The organism is Streptomyces alanosinicus, from assembly GCF_014650595.1.
In the GTDB taxonomy this organism is placed as follows: domain Bacteria; phylum Actinomycetota; class Actinomycetes; order Streptomycetales; family Streptomycetaceae; genus Streptomyces; species Streptomyces alanosinicus.
The window spans coordinates 375,782-396,701 of sequence record NZ_BMVG01000002.1 but is presented as its reverse complement, the minus strand read 5'-3'; the positions used below and the strand labels follow the sequence as shown (position 1 = coordinate 396,701).

The following is a 20,920-nucleotide window of genomic DNA, read 5'->3' as shown; positions in this document are numbered from 1 at the left end:
CCCCGGCGCGTCAGACAAGGCGCGCGCCGAGGTCGTACGCCTACAGGTCGTAGACGACGGTCACCGGCGCGTGGTCGGACCAGCGCTCGGCATGCGTGGCCGCGCGCTCGACGAGGCCCTTGACGGCCTTGCCTGCGAGACCGGGCGTGGCGACGTGGTAGTCGATGCGCCAGCCGGAGTCGTTGTCGAAGGCCCGCCCGCGGTACGACCACCAGGTGTACGGCCCGTCGACCTCGGGGTGCAGAGCACGCACGACGTCGACGTAGCCACCCTCCTCGGCGGTGAACACCCGACCGAGCCACTCCCGCTCCTCGGGCAAGAAGCCGGCGTTCTTGGTGTTGCCGCGCCAGTTCTTGAGGTCGGCCTGCTGGTGGGCGATGTTCCAGTCGCCGCAGACGACGACCTCACGACCGTCGGCGGCGGCCCGCTCACGCAGCGCCTTGAGGTGATCGAGGAACTCACCCATGAAGCGGACCTTCTCGTCCTGCCGCTCGGTGCCGACCTCGCCGGAGGGCAGATACAGGGAGGCGACCGTGACGCCGGGCAGGTCGGCCTCGACATAGCGCCCGCTGCCGTCGAACTCGTCCGAGCCGAATCCGACCCGGACGCGGTCGGGCTCGCGCCGCGTGTAGAGGGAGACGCCCGCGCGCCCCTTGGCGGCAGCCGGAGCGTGCACGACATGCCAGCCGTCGGGCTGTCGCACCTGCTCAGGCAGTTGGTGCGGCTCGGCGCGCACCTCCTGCAGACAGACGACGTCCGCGGAGGTCTGCGCGAGCCACTCCACGAAGCCCTTCTTGGCGGCGGCTCGCAGTCCGTTCACGTTCACCGAGGTCACAGTCAGCACCAGGGCACGATACCGGCACACTGGTCGTGGTCCGCCCGCACAGCCCGACAATTGCCGTCCGCATAGAAGTACGATACTCCGCATGAATATACGTCGCGTTCGTTTCGATCACCCCGACGCCGTCAAGCTCAACGACGAGGTCCAGGCCGAATATCACCAGCGCTACGGCGACGGCGGTGACGCCACTATCCTCGACGCCGCCGACTTCGCCCCGCCCCGGGGCGTGTACCTGATCGCGTACGACGAGCACGACCACCCTGTCGCGACCGGCGGCTGGCGCAGCCAGGACCGCAACGAGGAGGGCAACGAGAACGGCGACGCCGAACTCAAGCGCATGTACGTGGTCGCGGGCATGCGCGGCCGGGGCCTCGCGCGCCGCATGCTCACGGCCCTGGAAGAGGACGCCCGCGCCGCAGGCCGGATACGCATGGTCCTGGAGACGGGCACCAAACAGCCGGAGGCCATCGCCCTGTACGTATCCACCGGCTACGAACCGTGCACCAAGTTCGGCTACTACCGCCACCACGAGGAGAGCCGCTGCTTCGCGAAGGCCCTCTGAGCGGGTAACTCGAATCACACCAGGCCCGCTTGAGTCCCGGCGGGCCTGTGCGCGAGCCTCAGTCGCGCACAAACACGATGGAGCCCCTGCCGACTACCGCCGACAGGGGCTCCATGCTGCGTGGACCTGAGGGGATTTGAACCCCTGGCCCCCTCGATGCGAACGAGGTGCGCTACCGGACTGCGCCACAGGCCCTTGCAACGAGTGAAACTTTAGCATCCCGATCGGGGTGCTTGGAAATCCGCTCCCTCACTGGTCACGGCCAAGGTTTCCGCAGGGGGCGTGTACGGCACGGGATGCGCCGACAAAGGTGGCGCAAGATCACTCGTTGGCCGCGCGCGGGCGGTCGCCGTCCTCGTACTGATCGAAGAGGGGCGTGCGTCCGCGCTCGCGAGCCCGGCGCGCGGCGGCGGCGCCCGGAGCCGCCCCACGCGAACGGGCTCGGGCGTTGGGGAACGCATCACTGCGACCGTCCGCCGGCTTGCCCCCGGACGCGGGCGCCCGCTCGCCCGCTTCGGCCTGCTGCGCGCGGCTCGCCCGATGCTCCGGCGCGACGGAGCTGGAACGCGCCGAACTCCACGTGTCGGGCGCCCCCAGATCCACATCGGACGTGGCACGCGGCGCGACCGGCGCGGTCACGTACGTCGGCAGCGGTACCGGCACCGGATCCCAGCTGTCCCCGCCGGGCCGCCGCTGCCGCTCGCGCTGCTGGTCGACCCACTCGGCGTGATCCGTCTGCTCGACCAGCGCGCGCCGGTCCGCGGCGAGCGCGGAGAGACCGGTGTCCGTATCGGCCTGCAAGACCTCCTCCGAATCGTCCGCACCAGGGCTCGCGTCGAGGGACACGCGCCGACGCGGCTGGCGCTCCCGCTCCCGCAGCCGCTGGGCCGCGACCTCAGCGCGCCGACGGTCCATCTGGTAGGCGAAACGGCGGCGCTCCTGGGTGCGCAGATACGCGATGTACCCGCTGAGCAGCACGGCCGGTACGGCGGGCACCCACAGGAACGCGAGCCCGCCGACGGCGGCGACCACGGCGCCCAGCGTGAAGGCGAGGAAGAGCATCACGGTCGTGCGCCGACGGCGCGCGAGGACCTTCAAGCGCCGGGCACGCGCTGCGGCCGCCTGCGCCGAAGCCGAAGACGTACGTCGCGCGGACGGCACCCGCTTCGGCGCGGGCACCGAAGGCGATGCGGGCGCGGAACCCGATACGGGCGCGGAGCCGGACACCGGTGCGGACTTGGGCGCCGGCGTGGCGCTCTGTTCGCGTGCCGGTTCCGGCTTCCCGGGCGCCTCGGGTTCACCGTCGACATGAACCTGTCGGCGGGTCGGAGGCATGGCGAAGGCCCGGACGTCCACCGAGTCGGTGACGGCGTCCGGATCGCCGGCGCCCGGCTCCCCCTCCTCGGCGGAGCGCGCCCGCAGGTCCTTGGCGTACCGGCGCTCCATTCCCGCCTTTCCGGACAGCAGCCGGATGGCGGTGCTGAAGCGTTCCGTCGGACGGGCCTCGTTCAGCTCGTCCTGCCTACGGAGCCACATCGGCACCAAGTAGGCGGCCCAGGCCCCGACAATGACTGCGTAGATGAGGCCGCTGCTGCTCACGTCTCACACCGTAGAGGGGTTTGCGCGAGGCCATCCGCCAATTGGGCCGGTGTGTCGCACGATCTGGCTGATATTTCCAGCTTTTTTTGCGATCGATGCGATCAGCAGGCTGCCACAGCCATGAATTTCAATGCCCCGAGACGGTCAACGGGCGAACAATTTCGAACATGCATTCAATTTGCGAGGGCTAGGTGGGATTCCCCGGCGTGTTCTGCGGATTGCGCGCCGGGCCGGGTGCGCCCGGCGCACCAGCGGCACCACCCGCGCCCTCTTCACCATCCGGGCGACCGGTGCGCCGCTCTGCCTGAGAGCGTGCCCGCTGCCACCGCGCGAGCAACCCGTCGGGCACCTCTTCCGCCGTGAGCGCAAACACCAGGTGGTCGCGCCAAGCCCCGTCGATGTGCAGATAGCGCGGCCGGAGCCCCTCCTCGCGGAATCCGAGTTTCTCCACGACCCGGCGGCTGGGCCGGTTCTCCGGACGAATGCAGACCTCGATGCGGTGCAGCCCGACGGTGTGGAAACAGTGGTCCACCACGAGCGCGACAGCCGTCGGCATCACCCCGCGCCCTGCCACCGTCTCGTCCACCCAGTAGCCGATGTGCCCCGAGCACATCGATCCCCAGGTGATTCCGGCGACCGTCAACTGCCCGACGAGCCGCCCCTCGTACTCGATGACGAACGGCAGCATCCGGCCCGCGTTGGCCTCGGAACGCAGGTGCCGGACCATCTGGCGATAGGTCGGCCGGTGCGCGATCGGTCCGCTCGGCGTGGGCGGCGGGATGGTCGCCTCCCAGGGGCGCAGCCAGTCCCGGTTGCGCCGGTTCACCTCGCGCCAGGCCCGTTGGTCGCGCAGCCTTATCGGCCGGAGGACGACATCGCCGTCCGCCAGCACGACGGGCCAGGATGGGCTGTTCAGCTCGCACCCCCGCTACTGTGTCTGGGGTGGTCCCCGCCACGGATCTGGTCGACGGCATGGGTCAGCAGAGGCTCCAGCACGGCGAGACCGTCCTTCACTCCGCCCGTGGAGCCCGGCAGATTGACGATCAGGGTCCGCCCGGCCACCCCGGCCAGGCCTCGCGAGAGCGCCGCTGTCGGGACCTTCTCCCTCCCGAAGGCCCGGATGGCCTCCGCGATGCCCGGCACCTCGCGGTCGATCACCGCGCGGGTCGCCTCGGGCGTGCGGTCGGTGGGAGAGATACCGGTGCCACCGGTGGTGACGATGGCGTCGTAGCCGGCGTCGACTCCCGCGCGCAGGGCAGCCTGCACGGGGTCCCCGTCAGGGACGACCTGGGGCCCGTCGACGTCGAACCCGAAGCCCTTCAGGCCGTCGGCGATCAAGGGACCGCCCCTGTCCTCGTAGACGCCCGCGGCAGCCCTGTTGGAGGCGGTGACCACCAGAGCGCGGTAGGTCATGCCCGGCTCCAGTCGCCCGACTTGCCGCCCGTCTTCTCCTCCACACGTACGTCCGTGATGACCGCTCCCTTGTCGACCGCCTTGACCATGTCGATCACGGTGAGCGCGGCGACCGTCACAGCGGTGAGGGCCTCCATCTCGACGCCCGTACGATCCGTCGTCTTCACGGTGGCCTGGATCTCCACGGCGTCGTCCGCGACCGACAGATCCAGTTTCACACCGGACACCGACAATGGGTGGCACAGCGGGATCAGGTCCGGGGTGCGCTTGGCGCCCATGATGCCGGCGATGCGCGCCGTGGCGAGGGCGTCGCCCTTGGGCACTCCCTCGCCGCGCAGCAGCTCGACCACTCGGGCTGAGACGAGGACGCGTCCGCTGGCACGGGCGGTGCGCGCGGTCACGTCCTTCCCGGATACGTCGACCATGCGGGCCGCGCCCGCCTCGTCGATGTGTGTCAGTCCGTCCTGCGTACTCATGGTGTGTGCCGCTCCCGGTCCGGGCCCGTCACAGTGCGGTGCGCGGGCCTGTTGTGCGCGACACGGTACCGCCATGTCCGCGCAGGCACCGGCCCAGGACCCCGTGGGACCCACCGCGCGTGCACGCGCGCGTGCCTCAGCCCAGCAGCACGACCTCCACCTCAGCGCCGGGCTCGACGGACTCCGCGTCCTCGGGGACGACGATCAGCGCGTCGGCGTGCGCCAGCGCCGCGATCAGATGCGAGCCGGAACCGCCGACGGGGGTCACCTCACCGTCGCCGTACACACCGCGCAGGAACTGTCGACGCCCCTTGGGCGAGCGCAGTGCCGCGTCCGCCTTCAGGGTGGCCCGAACGCGGGGCCGGTCCACGTCCGTGAGACCCATCAGGGCACGGATGGCGGGACGGACGAACAGTTCGAAGGAGACGTACGACGACACAGGGTTGCCCGGCAGGGCCAGCAGCGGTGTGTGGTCCGGCCCGATGGAGCCGAAGCCCTGGGGCTTGCCGGGCTGCATGGCGAGCTTGCGGAACTCCACACCGCTGCCCGCCTCGTCCTCGTCCCCGACGGACGACAGCGCCTCCTTCACGACGTCGTACGCCCCGACGCTCACCCCGCCCGTGGTCACCAGCATGTCGGCGCGGACGAGCTGGTCCTCGATGGTGGCACGGAGGGTCTCGGCGTCGTCGGCGACGGCTCCCACCCGGTAGGCGATGGCGCCGGCGTCCCGCGCGGCGGCGGTGAGGGCGAAGCTGTTGGAGTCGTAGATCTGGCCGTGGGCCAGATCCTCACCGGGCTGGACGAGTTCACTGCCCGTGGACAGGACGACCACGCGCGGGCGCGGGCGCACGCGTACCGTGCCGCGGCCGATCGCCGCCAGCAGCGCGATCTGCGGCGGGCCGAGGATCGTCCCGGCCTCCAGGGCGCGGTCGCCGGCCTTCACGTCGCTGCCCTTGCCGCGCACGTGTGCGCGTGCCTCGGCGGGGCGGTGCACGCGTACATGCCCCTCGGCGCCTTCGGGGGCCAGGCTGCGGGCGCGCATACCGCTCACCGGGCCCTCTCCGAGCCCACCGTCGGTCCACTCGACAGGGACGACAGCCTCGGCACCGGGCGGCAGCGGGGCGCCGGTCATGATGCGCGCGGCCTGGCCGGGACCGACCCGGACCGGGTCGGTCGCTCCCGCGGCGACGTCGCCCACGACCTCCAGGACGGCCGGGAACTCCTCACTGGCGCCGGCGACGTCCGCGACCCGCACCGCGTACCCGTCCATGGAGCTGTTGTCGAACGGCGGCAGGGACACCGGCACCGTGACGTCGTCGACAAGAATGCAGCCCTGGGCGTCGAGCAGTTGCAGCTCGATGGGTTCGAGGGGACGGACGGTCTCGAGGATGTCCTCCAGGTGCTCGTCCACCGACCACAGGTGGTCCGGACCGGCGGGGCGGGTCGCGGCGCTGCTCAAGACTGCTGCATCTCCTCGGCTACGTAACTGCGAAGCCAGGTCCGGAAGTCCGGGCCCAGGTCTTCACGTTCGCACGCGAGTCTGACAATGGCACGCAGATAGTCGCCACGGTCGCCTGTGTCATAGCGGCGCCCCTTGAAGACGACACCGTGCACCGGCCCGCCGACCTTCTCGTCCGTCGCGAGCTGCTGGAGGGCGTCGGTGAGCTGGATCTCGCCGCCGCGGCCCGGCTCCGTCTTCCGCAGTATGTCGAAGATGTGCGGGTCCAGGACGTAACGGCCGATGACCGCGTAGTTCGACGGGGCGTCCGCCGGGTCCGGCTTCTCGACCAGCCCGGTCACCTTGACGACGTCGGTGTCACCGGTGGCCTCCACGGCCGCGCAGCCGTAGAGGTGGATCTGCTCCGGCGCGACCTCCATGAGGGCGATCACGCTGCCGCCGTGCTGCTCCTGGACCTTGATCATGCGCTGGAGCAGCGGGTCGCGCGGGTCGATCAGGTCGTCACCCAGAAGCACCGCGAACGGCTCGCGGCCGACGTGCGGAGCAGCGCACAGCACAGCGTGCCCGAGCCCCTTGGGGTCGCCCTGGCGCACGTAGTGCATGGTCGCCAGGTCGCTGGATTCCTGCACCTTCGCGAGGCGTTCGGCGTCACCCTTCTTCCCGAGCGCCGACTCCAGCTCATAGTTTCGGTCGAAGTGGTCCTCGAGGGGACGCTTGTTGCGTCCGGTGATCATGAGGACATCGTCGAGCCCCGCCGACACGGCCTCCTCGACCACGTACTGGATCGCCGGCTTGTCGACTACCGGCAGCATCTCCTTGGGAGTGGCCTTGGTGGCCGGCAGGAACCGGGTGCCGAGGCCTGCCGCGGGAATGACAGCCTTGCTGATCCTGGGGTGCGACTGAGTCATGCCCGCCACCATATCCGGTGCCTTTGTGGGAAAACTGTGGCTCCCGTTGGTTGACCCTTTATGACTGCATTGAACAATCAAGAAGGACGCGAGAACGACCCGTGGAACACGACGGACGCACGAGCGAGCCTGACAAGCGAATGTTGCGGCGGGAGTTCCTCTCGGTGAGGAACAGGTTGACGGACGATGACGTGGACGAGACCGCCCGCACGCTGGCGGAGCGTGCCCTGGAGCTGCCCGAGCTGGCGCACGCGCGCACGGTGGCGGCGTACGTCTCCGTCGGGAGCGAGCCTGGTACGCCTGCGCTTCTGGACGCGCTGCGTGCGCGGGGCGCGCGGGTCCTGCTCCCCGCGCTCCTGCCCGACAACGACCTGGACTGGGGCGAGTACGCCGGCCCAGGTTCCCTCACACGGGTCCAACGCGCCGGGAAAATAGCGCTCTTGGAACCCTCCGGCGCACGTCTGGGCCCGGACGCGGTGACAGCCGCGGACGTCATCCTGCTGCCCGGGCTCGCGGTCGACGCGCGCGGGATGCGTCTGGGGCGCGGCGGAGGATCGTACGACCGCGTACTGGCCCGCCTGGAGCGCGCGGGCGCACGCCCCCGGCTCGTTGTGCTGCTGTATGACACGGAGGTCGTCGCACACGTCCCGGCGGAGGCGCACGACAAGCCGGTGCACGCGGTGGTGACGCCCTCCGGCGTGCGCCGCTTCCCGAGTACCTGACCGGACGCCCTCACGCCCCCATCCCGCGGGACTGCACAGCGCGCCCCGCTACCGGTACAGCGCTCCCCCATACGACGAAGCGGCCCTCCACGCGTGCGTGGAGGGCCGCTTCGTACTGTGCCGTCAGTGCCTCACGGCTTGAGGACGAGTGTGTCGCTCGTGCTCTTGTCGACCGCCTTGTCCGAGAACGACCAGGGCAACAGCTCACCCTTGGCCCACATGCCCGTCTGATCCGTGTAGTGCGCGCTGAAGGCGTGCCCAGAGGCGCCGGTCAGGTTGATCCACTTGGACTTGTCGAGATCGGCAAGATTGACGACCATCCGCATGGACGGCACCCAGACGACGCCGTAGCCGCCGGCGGCGTTCCAGCCGGTCGCGTTCACCGTGGCCTCACCGCCGCTGAGCTCCCAGGGACCGCGGTTGAGGATGTACTGAAGGATCTTGGGGCCGTCGGTGCCGAGTGTCTGGTTCTTCAAGAACAGGCGGTGCAGCCGGCCCCAGCTCCAGGTGTCGATGTCCTTGCCGAGCTTGGCGGTCAGCTCCCAGCGGGCGTCGATCATGGCGCGGGCGAACAGCTGGTCCATGTTGTTCGCCGCCGGACGGGTGCCCGACTTGGGCGTCTTCCACCAGTCGCTGTTCGGCTTGTCCATCAGGGTACGCACGACCTCGAACCAGCGGTCCCCGCCGTCCGGCTGCGCCTGGTCGGCATCGCGCTGGCCGCACTCGCGCACCTTGGTGTCGTCGTCGACCGGGCCGGTGCTGTCGATCTTGTCGGCCCACAGGCACTGTCCCTTGACGCGGAGCTCCTTGGGGAGCTTGTTACCGAAGGCGAGCTTGAGGACGTTGCGCCAGACGGCGTTGAAGTAGGCGGCCGCCGCGGAATCGGCGTCCTGGGTGTAGTCCCAGCCCTCCAGCAGCTTCTGTGCCTCGCGCACGTGCTTGTCGTCGAGGTTGATCTTCAGCAGCTTGGGCACCAGGAGCTTGGCGATCTCGCTGCTGCTGTCCAGCTGCATCTGCCGCATGTCGTCGGTGGAGACCTTGCCACCGTTCTTGATCTTGGACTCGATCAGGTCGGTGATGCGCTGGCTACGGGTGCCGTATCCCCAGTCGGTGGTGAGGGTGTACGGGTACTTGTCCTTGTCGACCACGGCCTGGTTGGCGGTGACGATGTAGCCGCGCTCCGGGTTGAACTCGTAGGGCAGCTCCTTCTGCTTGATGAAGCCGGTCCAGTGGTACTTCGATTCCCAGCCGGGCGCCGGGATGGAACCGTCGTCGAGAGAGGAGCGCGTGGGGATCTTGCCGGGCAGGGTGTAGCCGATGTTTCCGTCGGTGTCGGCGTAGACCAGGTTCTGCGAGGGGACGTCGAACAGGGCGGAGGCCTGGCGGAAGTCATTCCAGTTCGTCGCCCTGTCGATGGCGAAGACGGCATCCATGGAGGTCCCCGGGTCGAGCGCGGTCCACCTGAGGGCGATGCCGTAGCCGTCGCCACGGTCGGGCGCTGCGGAGTTGACCGTGGCCCTCTTGCCGACCTGGACGAGCTCGTCGTCACGGTCGGACAGCAGCGGCATCCCGTCCTGGGTCTGGCGCACGACGATCGTCTTGGACGCTCCGCCGGCGACCTTGATGGTCTCCTCGCGGGTCGTGAAGGGCCGGACCTTGCCGTCGTACAGGTAGCCGTTCGCGCTGACCTTCTCCAGGTAGAGGTCGGTGACGTCGACCCCGGAGTTGGTCATGCCCCAGGCGATGTCGGCGTTGTGGCCGATGACGACACCGGGCATACCGGCAAAGGTGTAGCCGGTCACGTCGTACTGGCACGTGCTGGAGACACTGCGGCAGTGCAGGCCCATCTGGTACCAGACGGACGGCAGCGACGCCGACAGGTGCGGGTCGTTGGCGAGCAGCGGCTTACCGGTGATGGTGTACTTCCCGGACACCACCCACGAGTTGGATCCGATGCCCTGACCGTTCACACCGACGGCGGTAGGAACGTCGTCCAGGACGTTGTAAAGGCCCGCCAGCTGGCTCGTGAGCGACGATCCGGTCGCGGACGAGGCGGAGGAGCCGGTCGCCCCCGTTGAGCCCCCAGAGGCGCCCATAGCGCCGCCGGTCGTACCGGACGTACCCGTCGCGCCCGACGTGCTCGTCATGCCGGTGCTCTGCGAGGTTCCGGTGCCGCCGCTCTGCTGGAAGGACTTGGTCAGCTGGTTGTACCGGCCTTCCTGCACGATCGGCTTGTTGCGGCTGTACGGGTACTCCGGATACAGGTCCTGGATCTGCTGCGGGCCGAGCCGGCTGGTCATCAGGGCGCGGTCGATCTCGTCCTGCATGTTGCCGCGCAGGTCCCAGGCCATCGCCTTCAGCCAGGAGACGGAGTCGACCGGGGTCCACGGCTGCGGCTTGTAGTCGTTGGTGAAGCCCAGCGCCGCGTACTCCAGGGAGATGTCCTTGCCGTCCTTGCCCTGAAGGTAGGCGTTGACACCCTTGGCGTACGCGTCGAGGTACTTCTTCGTGGAGGCCGACAGCTTGGTGTCGTACTCCTTCTTGGCGATCCGGTCCCAGCCGAGGGTGCGCAGGAACTCGTCGTTCTTGACCTGGCTCTTGCCGAACATCTCCGACAGGCGCCCGGAGGTCATGTGCCGGCGCACATCCATCTCGTAGAACCGGTCCTGCGCCTGGACGTAGCCCTGGGCCATGAACAGGTCCTCGTCTGAGGACGCGTAGATCTGCGGGATGCCGTTACCGTCCCGCTTGACGTCGACCGGCCCGGACAGGCCGTCGAGCTTGATCGTTCCCTTGGTCTGCGGGAAGGAGGCCCGGACGGTGCTGATCGACCAGTACGCGCCGTAGGCGATGCCGCCAATGATGGCCAGGACCAGCACGAGCACGATAAGTCGGGCTTTGCGCCCCTTCTTCCTGCCGGACTTGGCGGGCTTGTCACCCGTTGTGGCGGTGGTGTTGGGGGGCATCGCTGTCCTTGCTGTCCTAACGCGAGCGGCAGGTCGGGCTGTGACTTTGAATGAGCGCTGGAGCAACCATAGGCGCAGGGCCCTGCGCCGCTTGACGCGGAGTCGGGAACTGGCGCGCACGAGCGTTCGATCTTGACCCTGCAAGCGTCAAGAAAGCGTCAAGAGTTAGGTAAAGTAACGAAGTACTTGGGTGCGGCGCGCCGCAGCCTCGGGTCTTGTGTACGTGAGCTCGCGCTTCCGGCGCGCGGGCCAAGGAAGGGAACCGCCGCTGACTGTTCACCACCTCAACCAGCTCTTGCTCGTCTGCTCCGTGGTCCTGCTCGTCGCCGTCGCGGCGGTGCGGGTCTCCTCCCGCAGCGGGCTCCCCAGCCTGCTCGTCTACCTGGCGATCGGTGTCCTCATGGGCCAGGACGGCCTGGGTGAGATCCACTTCAACAGCGCCGCAGCGACCCAGGTCATGGGGTACGCGGCCCTGGTCGTGATCCTTGCCGAAGGCGGTCTCGGCACGAAGTGGAAGGAGATCAGGCCGGTCCTGTCGTCCGCCTCGATCCTGGCGACACTCGGCGTCGCCGTCAGCGTGGGTGTCACCGCGGCGGGAGCGCACTATCTGATCGGCCTGGAGTGGCGGCAGGCTCTCATCATCGGCGCTGTGGTGTCGTCGACGGACGCGGCAGCGGTCTTCTCCGTGCTGCGCAGAGTTCCCCTTCCCCCGCGCGTGACGGGCACGCTGGAGGCGGAGTCCGGCTTCAACGACGCCCCGGTGGTCATCCTGGTCGTCGCCTTCTCCACGGCCGGCCCTGTCGAGCACTGGTACGTCCTGCTGGGTGAGATAGCCCTGGAACTGGCCATCGGCGCCGCTGTAGGGCTCGCGGTGGGCTGGATCGGCTCCTGGGGGCTCAGGCACGTGGCGCTGCCCGCGTCCGGCCTCTACCCGATCGCGGTCATGGCGATCTCCGTCACGGCGTACGCCGCCGGCGCCCTGGCGCACGGCAGCGGCTTCCTGGCCGTCTACCTCGCCTCGATGACGCTCGGCAACGCCAAGCTTCCGCACTGGCCGGCCACGCGCGGCTTCGCCGAGGGACTCGGCTGGATCGCCCAGATCGGGATGTTCGTCCTGCTCGGCCTGCTCGTCACCCCGCACGAGCTGGGCGACGACGTCTGGCCGGCTCTGGTCATCGGTCTCGTCCTGACCATGATGGCCCGCCCGCTGAGCGTGGTGCTCAGCCTGGCGCCGTTCCGGGTGCCGTGGCAGGAACAGACGCTGATGTCGTGGGCGGGACTGCGCGGCGCCGTGCCCATCATCCTCGCCACCATTCCGATGGTGAACGGCGTCACCGGCAGCCGTCGCGTGTTCAACATCGTCTTCGTACTGGTCGTGGTGTACACGCTCGTCCAGGGCCCGACCCTGCCCTGGCTGGCGCGCAAGCTGCGGCTGGGCGAACAGGGCGAGACCTCCGACCTCGGCATCGAGTCGGCACCTCTTGAGCGGCTGCGCGGGCATCTGCTGTCCATCTCGATCCCCGCAGGCTCCCGGATGCACGGCGTGGAGGTCAACGAGCTGCGCCTGCCCCCCGGTGCTGCGGTCACCCTCGTCGTCAGGGATGAAAAATCGTTCGTTCCGCTGCCCACGACCGTGCTGCGCCGGGGCGACGAGCTACTCGTCGTCGCCACCGACCCGGTGCGCGACGCGGCGGAACGACGCCTGCGCGCGGTTGCCCACGGCGGCAAGCTGGCGGGCTGGCTGGGGGCGAACGGAGCGAGCGCCACGCGTTAAAAGGGCGTTCACCAGATTCACATTCCGTGAAATCCCAGGTGTCCTCAGGCATGGTGCCCGTTTTCACAGCCAAGGGACCTGATGCTCCCTGTACCATGAAGGCACACTTTGATCGAACCAACTCTGCCTGACGCAGAGCTGGCGCGACCGTATGGCGGCCGCATCGCCCCCACCCGCAGTGGGCGCCGGCATCTACCGCAGTCCGCGCAAGAGGACAGCTCTCGGCGTCTTGGCCCACACGGGGCCCGCGCTACCAGGCGGCAGAAAGGCACGGGCCGTGGGATCCACGGTCACCACCACCGAGCCGGAGAAGATCTCGTCGGTCTCGTCCCGCCCGGGATACGGCCAGCTGCTGCGCACCCGCGGCGCCTGGACCTTCCTGCTTCCCGGCTTCGCCGCGCGCCAGCCGTTCGCGATGCTCACCATCTCCATCGTGCTGCTGGTGCAGCACACCACCGGCTCGTACGGCGCCGCGGGCGCCACCGCGGCCGTCACTGGTGTCTCCATGGCGCTGTGCGCGCCGTACACCGGCCGGCTCGCCGACCGCCACGGCCAGCGCGCCGTGCTGATCCCGGGCATTCTGGTGCACACGCTGTCGGGCTTGTCACTGACAGCGCTCGCGCTGGCGCACGCGCCCCTGTGGGCGCTGTTCCTGGCGGCCGTGCCGACCGGCGCCTCGGTGCCGCAGGTCGGCCCCATGGTGCGTGCGCGCTGGGGCGTGAAGCTGCAGGGCTCGCCCCTGATGACCACCGCGGCGGCGTTCGAGTCGGTCACGGACGAGCTAACGTTCGTCTTCGGTCCGCTGCTGGCGACTGCGCTGTGCACCACCGTGACGCCGGCGGCCGGCCTGATCACGGAGGGCGCGCTGACCCTCGTCGGCGGTCTGCTGTTCGCCGCACAGAAGGGCACACAGCCGCCGGTGACCGATGAGGGCGGGCACGGGCGCGTGCAGCAGGCCTCCGCGCTGCGCGTACCGGGTTTGCGCGTGCTGGTCGTGACCTTCCTGGGGATCGGGTCCGTCTTCGGCGGCATGCAGGTGTCGTTGGCGGCGTTCACCGAATCGATCGGCGAGCCCGGCCTGAACGGTGTCCTGTACGGCGTCTTCGCCGCTGGGAACATGCTGTCCGGCATCGTCTGCGGCGCGATCGCCTGGAAGACCTCCCCGCAGCGCCGCCTGGTCGTCGGCTACACGGCGCTCGCGATCATCGCGTCCGCGTTGTGGACGGCGCACTCGGTGCTGCTGCTCGCCGGGCTGGGCCTGCTGGTCGGCATGTGCATCGCGCCGGCGCTGATCACGGGTTACACGCTGGTCGAGGGCCTGGTCCCGGCCGGCGCGCGCACGGAAGCCTTCACCTGGCTGACGGGCGCGGTCGCACTCGGGCAGGCGGCCGCCGTCACGGTCGCCGGACAGCTGGAGGACCGGCTGTGGGGCGGTGCGGGCTTCCTGGTGCCGATGGCCGGCACCGTGCTCGCGCTGGTGACCCTGCTGGCGCTGCGATCGAGGCTGGTCGCGAGGCAGCAGAACCGTACCGTCGCACGTGGCGTCGGTCACCGAGTGCCGGTGACGGTGGACTGATCCCCGGGAATACGTCACTATGGACCGTCGTTAGCACTCATTGAGTGAGAGTGCCAGGAGGAAGACAGTGCCGACCTACCAGTACCAGTGCACCGAGTGCGGCGAGGGCCTTGAGGCGGTGCAGAAGTTCACCGATGACGCCCTGACCGAGTGCCCCAACTGCAACGGCCGCCTGAAGAAGGTGTTCTCCGCGGTCGGTATCGTCTTCAAGGGCTCCGGCTTCTACCGCAACGACTCCCGTGGCTCCACGTCGAGCAGCAGCCCGGCGTCGAAGTCGTCGAGCACGTCGTCGGCCGGCTCCTCCTCGTCCGACTCGAAGTCGTCATCCGACTCGAAGTCGTCCCCGTCGAGCTCCACCAGCAGCTCCGCGGCCTGACATCTCTTCCCAGGACCCTGCCGTCGTACGACGACAGGGTCCTCGGCGCTTCCCGGCACCCGTTCGCTCCTCCTCTTGTTTCACCGCCCGCTAGTGTGCTGGTCATGGCGAACGCAGAGATCGGCGTAATCGGCGGTTCAGGCTTCTACTCGTTCCTCGACGACGTGACCGAGGTCCAGGTGGACACGCCCTACGGACCACCCAGCGACTCCCTCTTCCTCGGGGAGATCGCCGACCGACGGGTCGCCTTCCTGCCCCGGCACGGCCGCGGCCACCACCTGCCGCCACATCGCATCAACTACCGCGCCAATCTGTGGGCGCTGCGCTCGGTCGGTGCACGGCAGGTGCTCGGCCCCTGCGCGGTGGGCGGGCTCCGACCCGAGTACGGCCCCGGCACCCTGCTGGTGCCGGACCAGTTCGTGGACCGTACGAAGTCTCGGGCGCAGACGTATTTCGACGGGCTGCCGCTGCCCGACGGCACCGTGCCGAACGTCGTGCATGTGTCCATGGCCGACCCCTACTGCCCCGCGGGGCGGACGGTCGCTCTGAAAGCCGCCCGGGGACGTGACTGGGAACCGGTGGAGGGCGGCACACTGGTCGTGGTCGAGGGCCCGCGCTTCTCGACACGCGCCGAATCGTTGTGGCACCAGGCACAGGGCTGGTCCGTCGTGGGCATGACCGGACACCCGGAAGCGGCGCTCGCCCGGGAGCTGGAGCTGTGCTACACCTCACTGACTCTGGTCACCGACCTGGACGCGGGCGCCGAGACCGGCGAGGGCGTCTCCCACGAAGAGGTACTGCAGGTGTTCGCCGCAAACGTGGACCGGCTGCGCGGTGTGCTGTTCGACGCGGTGGCGGCACTGCCGGAGAACGAGGCGCGGGACTGTCTGTGCGTGAACGCGCTCGGCGGAATGGATCCAGGCTTCGAGCTGCCGTAGCGCACCAGCGAGACGTTGCCGGGGCGCTGTGGGCAAGCGCCCTGTGGGCAAACAGAGCACGAGCCGGTGGACAACCGGGCGGAATTCCCCGTTCGGGTGGGCGAGTTATCCACAGTCCGTCCGTGGTCCACCGGCTCCGACGGGATTCGGCGGGAGGCCTCATCGTGGCACCGCAAGCCGAATTCCTCGTCGCAGGCGGTGATTCCCATGCCTCGGTCCTCGTCGTTCCCGGATCCGTCCCCGACCTCGCCCTGGCCCTCTCCCCCGTTTCCCCCCTCTCCGCGCTCTCGCCCTTCTCCCTCGCCCAACCACTCCCCGCTTTCCCCTCCCCTCCGGCTTCCGCAGCCGTTGGGCACGGACGCTCCCGCAACCTGTGAGGTCCCGCAGTTCCCTCCGGTGCGGGTACGCGGCGGGCGGTATCAGCTGCAGCGGCTCGTACGGCACCGAAGGCGAGCGATCGCGGCAGGCCTCGCCGTAACGGCGGCCGCGCTCGTCGCCGCGGGACCACGCACCTCGGCCGAGCCGCACCGCGCGGAACAAGCCCGTGGTCACCCCGTCACGGAACCCGTGCGACGACGCGCGGCCATGCAGACGGTGACGGCGCCGGTGCGGATCGCCGACGCGGCCACGGTCCGGCTTCTACGGCCCGGCGACCGCGTCGACGTCATCGCCGCCGAGGACCCTTCGGCCGGGGGCATCGCCCGGGTACTTGCGCGTGGTGCGCGGGTGGCCAAGGTGCCCGAGCCTCTTGAGGGCGGGGCCGAGAGCGGAGCACTGGTCGTGTTGTCGGTACCGCGCGCCACGGCGGTACGGCTCGTCGGTGCGAGCGCTGCGGCACGGCTGGCGGTGACGCTGTGCTGAACCGACTCGGACGTTTTCTCGGCGACGTGCTGTCGAGTCGCCGGATCGAGCGTATGAATTGGACACAACAGCCTCACCGTGCCGTAGGTTGCGGAGCATTTCGTTCCACAACTTGTGCATGCGAGGAGAGTCCCCTAGGTGAGCACGAAACAGGGATCGAGCGTCTGGCAGGGCTTCAAGGCCTTCCTGATGCGCGGCAACGTCGTCGATCTGGCAGTCGCGGTGGTCATCGGCGCCGCGTTCACGAACATCGTGAACGCGGTGGTGAAGGGGATCATCAACCCGCTGGTCGGGGCGATCGGCACGCAGAACCTGGATCACTACAGCAGCTGTCTGAAGGACCCGTGTCACGTGGCTGCGGACGGCACGGTCAAGAGCGGTGTGCCGATCCTGTGGGGCTCTGTGCTCGGTGCGGCGCTGACCTTCCTGATCACCGCGACGGTGGTGTACTTCCTGATGGTTCTGCCGATGTCGAAGTATCTGGCCCGGCAGGCAGCCCAGAAGGCGGCGAAGGAGGGCACGAAGGAAGTCATCGAGGTGACCGAGCTGGAGGTGCTCAAGGAGATCCGCGACGCCTTGGTCGCGCAGCGCGGGTCCGGGCACGACGAGCGCTAGCCGCACTCCTGCAGGCTGCTCAGAGGTGGTGGGGCGGCTTCTCGTCGAGGAAGCGCCTCAGGTCGCCCGCGCTGTCGCCGTCCGTGCGCTCGCCCCATCCGCGGTCGATGTCGTCCGAGGACTGCCGGTCCAGCGGGTCGTCGAAGACCAGCGCGGGTTTGGGGTCACGCGGCTCGGATTCGGGGGCGGTGCTCATGCCTCAAGGGTACGGCCCCCGCCGAGACGTCCGGGCGCGCTGCTCGCCCCTGGCGCGGGCCCACTGCCCGTCGAAGCCGTCCGGCGATGCCGGCACGAATGCCGGCTCACACCGCGCGGAGGCCGTGGGCGGAGAAGATGTTCCGAGCCAGGGCGATCTGGTCGGCAGTGGGACTGGGGGTGCCAGCGAGGGGGAATGGCATGCCGAGTGCCTTCCACTTGGCATCGCCCAGCTTGTGGAAGGACAGGATGTCGACGGGGGAGACATTGCCGAATCCTGCGGCGACCCCGGCGACGCCGTCGACGTTCGTCGGATCGTCGGTGAGACCGGGCACCAGCGCGAAGCGGACGTGGACCTCCTTGCCGAGCGCGGCCAGGCGGCGGGCGAAATCGAGGGTCGGACCGAGAGGGCGACCGGTGACCTTGCGGTAGGTGGCGCGGTCCCAGGACTTGATGTCGAGCAGGACCAGGTCGGTGTCGCGCAACAACGCGTCGGTCGCGCGGCCGCCGAGGAAGCCGGACGTGTCCAGGGCGGTGTGCAGACCCAGTTCGCGCTTGAAGCGGTTCAGCAGTTCGCCGGTGAACGCCGGCTGGAGCAAGGGCTCTCCCTCGCTGACGGTGGCGCCACCGCCGGCCGCCCTGATGAACCGGGGGTACTTGCCGGCTTCCGCGATGATCTCGTCGGCCGTGCTGCGCTTACCGTCACGCATCCGCCAGATGTTCGGATTGTGACAGTAAAGGCAGGTCAGCGGGCAGCCGGACAGGAAGGTCACGAACCGGGTGCCCGGCCCGTCGACGCCGGTCGACAGGCCCCAGGAGTGCACCGAGCCCACGGCGGCCCGCGGGGTCGCCGCGACGGCGAGAGTGGCTGCGTGGATGGGGCGCCTGGCCCGCGCCGGCGTGGCGGCCGGCGCAGGCGCGGGAGGCGTGCTCAGCGGGGTCATCGCGCCTCGTCCTCTCGGTCTTCTCTGTCCTCAGGTCTCTCACAGGGAGCCGTGGAAGGTGCGGTTGATGACATCCAGCTGCTCACGGGTGAGCCGGATGAAGTTGACCGCGTAGCCGGAGACCTTGATGGTGAGCCGGGGGTACTTCTCGGGGGGCTCCATCGCGTCCTGAAGAGTCGCCTCGTCGAGGACGTTGACGTTCATGTGGAAGCCGTCACTGGCCGTGAATCCGTCGAGCACGCCGGACAGGTTGGCGATGCGTTCCTCGGGGGTACGGCCGAGGGCGTCCGGGGTGATGGTGCCGGTCAGGGAGACGCCGTCCTCCGCGTCGCCATACGGCAGCTTGGCGACCGAGAGGGCCGAGGCGCGACCGGCCGAGGTAGGCGAAGTACAGCCACTGGACGGCTTCGCGGCCGGTGCGGGCGGTCCGGAGATGTCGTAATCGTAGGACAGAGCCATCGACTTGAGCTCTTCGAGTGCACGGATCTGCTCACTGGTTTCCTCGCGTTCCTGAATGAGCTGAACCGTGAGGGGTTCAGTCCCGAGGAGAACCATGACCGCCTTTTTGGCCGCTACGAGCCGGTCGACACCGTAGAGGGCGCGGCGATAGTCACCGATGATGCGGCCGCGGCCGTAGGCGTCGGGCAGGCCGGTGATGATGCCGGAGGAGCGGCAGGCTCGGATCTCGGAAGTGTGGGCGTCGAAAACTCCGTCGTTGAGGGTCTTGCGGAGCTTGGTGTAGATCTCCCTGACCGCGGGATCGGGTCCGTAGGCCTTCAGGGCGCCCTCGATCATCCGCCAGCCTCCGTTGGGCATGATGGCGCGCTTGAGCGGGGCGTCGGTCTGCAGACCGACGATGAGGTCGAGGTCGGGGTCGATGCAGCCGGGCGCGAAGGCGTCGATGCGGGACGGGGTGCTGACGTCGACGTCGTGGATGCTGCGCTCGATCTCCTCGGGGAACATCGCGAGGAGCTTTTCCCAGACGCGGGTGGTGCGTTCGGTGGGGCCACTGAGGATGGAGGCGTCGACTTCGTAGAGGGTGTAGTTGCTCTGGATGAAGTCACGGACGTCGATCGTGTCGCGCCAGCGGCCGCTCCGGAAGCCGGTCCAGGCGTCCACGGTCGCCGGAGCGGTTCCCGCCGGATCTTCCGCAGGGGTGGACGTCGTGATTTCCGCAGGCGTGGCGGTCATGATCCGAACCTTCCGCATCGGGAGGTCGCGACGCGTCCATTGCACGCCCGCGCGGGACGTACCGGGTGCAGCATTGGTCCCGGATCCACGCCCGAAGGTCCTGGCGTGCGTCGCTCCAGGGCAGAGAAGCTCCTCCTGACCTGGGGATTCGTTAGGGGCTTTGACCTCCCGCCAGCTTGTGAATTCGTTCACAAGATTTTGGGGCGGTTTTCTGCTGTCCTGGGAGGCATGACGTCGAGTTCCGCTCCGGCGCCCGCCTCCCCGGGCGCACCACAGTCCTCCGGGCCACTGCGCCGCCTCACCGCTCGCGGACGCGACGAGGCGCACCGGGTCTCCTCGCCGCTAGAACTCTTCTTCGACCTGTGCTTCGTCGTGGCGATCGCGCAGGCGGGAATGCAGCTGGTGCACGCCGTCGCGGAGGGGAACGCGGGCGACGGCATTCTCAACTACGCCATGCAGTTCTTCGCCATCTGGTGGGCGTGGATGAACTTCACATGGTTCGCCTCTGCGTACGACAACGACGACGCCCTCTACCGGGTCGTCACCCTGGTACAGATCGCCGGCGTTCTGGTGCTGGCCGCAGGAATCTCCCAGGCGTTTCAGCACCACGACTACCTGGTGGTCTGGCTCGGCTACGTGATCATGCGGCTGGCGATGGCCGCGCAGTGGCTGAGAGCCGCGAGATCGACCGAGGGCGCCGAGAGAACCATGGCGTTGCGGTACGCGACGGGTGTGCTGCTCTGCCAGGTCGGCTGGCTCGGACTGGTGTTGCTGCCCGGACCCGCGCGGCCCTGGGTGTTCCTCGTGATGGCGGTCGCGGAGATGTGCGTGCCGCTGTATGCCGAGAAGCACTACGCGACATCCTGGCATCCGCACCACATCGCCGAGCGGTACGGCCTGTTCACCATCATCGTGCTCGGCGAGACGGTCTCCGCGGCGACCGTCGCCGTGAAGTCGTCCGTGGACGAGCATCAGGCACTGGGCGAACTACTGCCGATCGCGGCGGGCGGGCTCCTGATCGTCTTCTCCGCGTGGTGGATCTACTTCGTGGTACCTATCCACGGCCATCTGCGGGCCAACGAGCAGGCGTTCCTCTGGGGGTACGGCCACTACCTGATCTTCGCCTCAGCCGCGGCGATCGGAGCGGGCCTGGAGGTGGCCGTGGAGCACACAGTCGGCAAGACCCACATCTCCACCCTGTCCGCAGCGGCGGCGGTGACGCTGCCCACGGCGCTGTACCTGCTGACCGTCTGGGCGCTCCACTCCAGGCACTTCAAGGTCGGCATCGCCCAGCAGCTGGTGTTGCCGGTCACGGCACTGCTCGTGATCTGCTGCACCTTCCTCGGTGACTGGGCGGTATTCGCGGCGGGGCTCGCGTGCGCGGCCGCCGTCGCGACCGGTGTGATGCTGACGGGGCGCATGGTCGGCGGGGAGCGCTCGGCGAGCGCCACCGCGCCGGCCGGCTGAGGCTTCATCGGCGCCTGGAGAGGCGAGACTGGCGTGC

Annotated in this window: 19 protein-coding genes, 1 tRNA gene and 1 pseudogene; 9 read left to right on the top strand and 12 right to left on the bottom strand. The window is 69.1% G+C overall.

Features of this window, described 5'->3' with window-relative positions; all coding sequences use genetic code 11:
• Nucleotides 1-40 precede the first annotated feature (40 nt).
• Nucleotides 41-844, bottom strand: coding sequence for an exodeoxyribonuclease III (locus IE277_RS08130; RefSeq protein WP_189949929.1), 804 nt, complete (start codon nt 842-844; stop codon nt 41-43).
• A gap of 82 nt (nt 845-926) precedes the next feature.
• On the opposite strand from IE277_RS08130, the gene IE277_RS08125 reads away from it, so the two are divergent.
• Nucleotides 927-1,403 carry a GNAT family N-acetyltransferase gene (locus IE277_RS08125; protein WP_189949928.1) on the top strand — a complete coding sequence of 159 codons (477 nt, stop codon included), beginning with the start codon at nt 927-929 and terminating at the stop codon, nt 1,401-1,403.
• 121 nt (nt 1,404-1,524) lie between these two features.
• Here the strand turns inward: IE277_RS08125 and IE277_RS08120 are convergent.
• The 7 genes from IE277_RS08120 to galU all read right to left on the bottom strand — a co-directional run bounded on the left by IE277_RS08120 (nt 1,525) and on the right by galU (nt 7,258).
• Nucleotides 1,525-1,598 (bottom strand) — tRNA-Ala (locus tag IE277_RS08120).
• A 126-nt stretch (nt 1,599-1,724) separates the two neighbouring features.
• Nucleotides 1,725-3,002, bottom strand: coding sequence for a divisome protein SepX/GlpR (gene sepX, locus IE277_RS08115; protein WP_189949927.1), 1,278 nt, complete (start codon nt 3,000-3,002; stop codon nt 1,725-1,727).
• A gap of 187 nt (nt 3,003-3,189) precedes the next feature.
• Nucleotides 3,190-3,894, bottom strand: coding sequence for a GNAT family N-acetyltransferase (locus IE277_RS08110; RefSeq protein WP_189949926.1), 705 nt, complete (start codon nt 3,892-3,894; stop codon nt 3,190-3,192).
• 20 nt (nt 3,895-3,914) lie between these two features.
• A complete protein-coding gene (locus IE277_RS08105) occupies nt 3,915-4,415 on the bottom strand; it encodes a MogA/MoaB family molybdenum cofactor biosynthesis protein (protein WP_189949925.1) in 501 nt (166 codons plus the stop codon).
• On the bottom strand, nt 4,412-4,891 hold the full coding sequence (gene moaC / locus IE277_RS08100; RefSeq protein ID WP_189949924.1) for a cyclic pyranopterin monophosphate synthase MoaC: 480 nt from the start codon (nt 4,889-4,891) through the stop codon (nt 4,412-4,414). Before moaC ends, IE277_RS08105 begins: the two co-directional genes overlap by 4 nt.
• A 136-nt stretch (nt 4,892-5,027) precedes the next feature.
• A complete protein-coding gene (gene glp / locus IE277_RS08095; protein WP_189949923.1) occupies nt 5,028-6,350 on the bottom strand; it encodes a molybdotransferase-like divisome protein Glp in 1,323 nt (440 codons plus the stop codon).
• Nucleotides 6,347-7,258, bottom strand: coding sequence for a UTP--glucose-1-phosphate uridylyltransferase GalU (galU, locus tag IE277_RS08090; protein ID WP_189949922.1), 912 nt, complete (start codon nt 7,256-7,258; stop codon nt 6,347-6,349). The genes glp and galU overlap by 4 nt, the downstream gene beginning before the upstream one ends.
• Before the next feature lie 140 nt (nt 7,259-7,398).
• Between galU and IE277_RS08085 the strand changes: the two genes are divergently transcribed.
• The gene (locus tag IE277_RS08085) at nt 7,399-7,980 is read left to right on the top strand and encodes a 5-formyltetrahydrofolate cyclo-ligase (protein ID WP_189950170.1); all 582 of its coding nucleotides are present in this window, start codon (nt 7,399-7,401) and stop codon (nt 7,978-7,980) included.
• Between the two features lie 131 nt (nt 7,981-8,111).
• Here the strand turns inward: IE277_RS08085 and IE277_RS08080 are convergent, their stop codons facing one another.
• Entirely contained in the window at nt 8,112-10,946 is a 2,835-nt protein-coding gene (locus IE277_RS08080) for a penicillin acylase family protein (protein WP_189949921.1), read from the bottom strand.
• A 223-nt stretch (nt 10,947-11,169) separates the two neighbouring features.
• Here IE277_RS08080 and IE277_RS08075 point away from each other — a divergent pair, with 223 nt between their 5' ends.
• The 6 genes from IE277_RS08075 (at nt 11,170) to mscL (ending at nt 17,086) form a co-directional block, all read left to right on the top strand.
• A complete protein-coding gene (locus tag IE277_RS08075; RefSeq protein ID WP_373310745.1) occupies nt 11,170-12,720 on the top strand; it encodes a potassium/proton antiporter in 1,551 nt (516 codons plus the stop codon).
• Between the two features lie 277 nt (nt 12,721-12,997).
• On the top strand, nt 12,998-14,296 hold the full coding sequence (locus IE277_RS08070) for an MFS transporter (RefSeq protein ID WP_189949917.1): 1,299 nt from the start codon (nt 12,998-13,000) through the stop codon (nt 14,294-14,296).
• A 67-nt stretch (nt 14,297-14,363) separates the two neighbouring features.
• Nucleotides 14,364-14,672: an FmdB family zinc ribbon protein gene (locus tag IE277_RS08065; RefSeq protein ID WP_189949915.1), complete on the top strand. Its 309-nt coding sequence runs from the start codon at nt 14,364-14,366 to the stop codon at nt 14,670-14,672.
• 104 nt (nt 14,673-14,776) lie between these two features.
• Entirely contained in the window at nt 14,777-15,610 is an 834-nt protein-coding gene (locus IE277_RS08060) for an S-methyl-5'-thioadenosine phosphorylase (protein ID WP_189949913.1), read from the top strand.
• A 348-nt stretch (nt 15,611-15,958) separates the two neighbouring features.
• A complete protein-coding gene (locus tag IE277_RS08055) occupies nt 15,959-16,471 on the top strand; it encodes a CpaB family protein (protein ID WP_189949895.1) in 513 nt (170 codons plus the stop codon).
• Between the two features lie 138 nt (nt 16,472-16,609).
• Nucleotides 16,610-17,086, top strand: a complete 477-nt coding sequence (gene mscL / locus IE277_RS08050; protein ID WP_189949893.1) for a large conductance mechanosensitive channel protein MscL — start codon at nt 16,610-16,612, stop codon at nt 17,084-17,086.
• A gap of 19 nt (nt 17,087-17,105) precedes the next feature.
• Here mscL and IE277_RS08045 read toward each other — a convergent pair whose 3' ends face one another.
• From IE277_RS08045 to IE277_RS08035, 3 genes and pseudogenes are all read right to left on the bottom strand, one after another.
• Nucleotides 17,106-17,282, bottom strand: coding sequence for a hypothetical protein (locus tag IE277_RS08045; RefSeq protein WP_189949891.1), 177 nt, complete (start codon nt 17,280-17,282; stop codon nt 17,106-17,108).
• Nucleotides 17,283-17,388: 106 nt separating this feature from the next.
• Entirely contained in the window at nt 17,389-18,225 is an 837-nt protein-coding gene (pflA, locus tag IE277_RS08040; protein WP_189949889.1) for a pyruvate formate-lyase-activating protein, read from the bottom strand.
• A gap of 39 nt (nt 18,226-18,264) precedes the next feature.
• A pseudogene (locus tag IE277_RS08035) lies at nt 18,265-19,416 on the bottom strand (pyruvate formate lyase family protein).
• Between the two features lie 228 nt (nt 19,417-19,644).
• Here IE277_RS08035 and IE277_RS08030 point away from each other — a divergent pair.
• Nucleotides 19,645-20,883 carry a low temperature requirement protein A gene (locus IE277_RS08030; protein ID WP_189949885.1) on the top strand — a complete coding sequence of 413 codons (1,239 nt, stop codon included), beginning with the start codon at nt 19,645-19,647 and terminating at the stop codon, nt 20,881-20,883.
• Nucleotides 20,884-20,920: the final 37 nt, after the last annotated feature.

Excerpts from the sequence above, each read along its gene's own strand:
- moaC (WP_189949924.1), bottom strand. The coding sequence starts at position 4,891 with ATGAGTACGCAGGACGGACTGACACACATCGACGAGGCGGGCGCGGCC.
- IE277_RS08080 (WP_189949921.1), bottom strand. The coding sequence starts at position 10,946 with ATGCCCCCCAACACCACCGCCACAACGGGTGACAAGCCCGCCAAGTCC.
- galU (WP_189949922.1), bottom strand. The coding sequence starts at position 7,258 with ATGACTCAGTCGCACCCCAGGATCAGCAAGGCTGTCATTCCCGCGGCA.
- IE277_RS08060 (WP_189949913.1), top strand. The coding sequence starts at position 14,777 with ATGGCGAACGCAGAGATCGGCGTAATCGGCGGTTCAGGCTTCTACTCG.
- IE277_RS08125 (WP_189949928.1), top strand. The coding sequence starts at position 927 with ATGAATATACGTCGCGTTCGTTTCGATCACCCCGACGCCGTCAAGCTC.
- IE277_RS08105 (WP_189949925.1), bottom strand. The coding sequence starts at position 4,415 with ATGACCTACCGCGCTCTGGTGGTCACCGCCTCCAACAGGGCTGCCGCG.
- IE277_RS08085 (WP_189950170.1), top strand. The coding sequence starts at position 7,399 with ATGTTGCGGCGGGAGTTCCTCTCGGTGAGGAACAGGTTGACGGACGAT.
- IE277_RS08030 (WP_189949885.1), top strand. The coding sequence starts at position 19,645 with ATGACGTCGAGTTCCGCTCCGGCGCCCGCCTCCCCGGGCGCACCACAG.
- pflA (WP_189949889.1), bottom strand. The coding sequence starts at position 18,225 with ATGACCCCGCTGAGCACGCCTCCCGCGCCTGCGCCGGCCGCCACGCCG.
- IE277_RS08045 (WP_189949891.1), bottom strand. The coding sequence starts at position 17,282 with ATGAGCACCGCCCCCGAATCCGAGCCGCGTGACCCCAAACCCGCGCTG.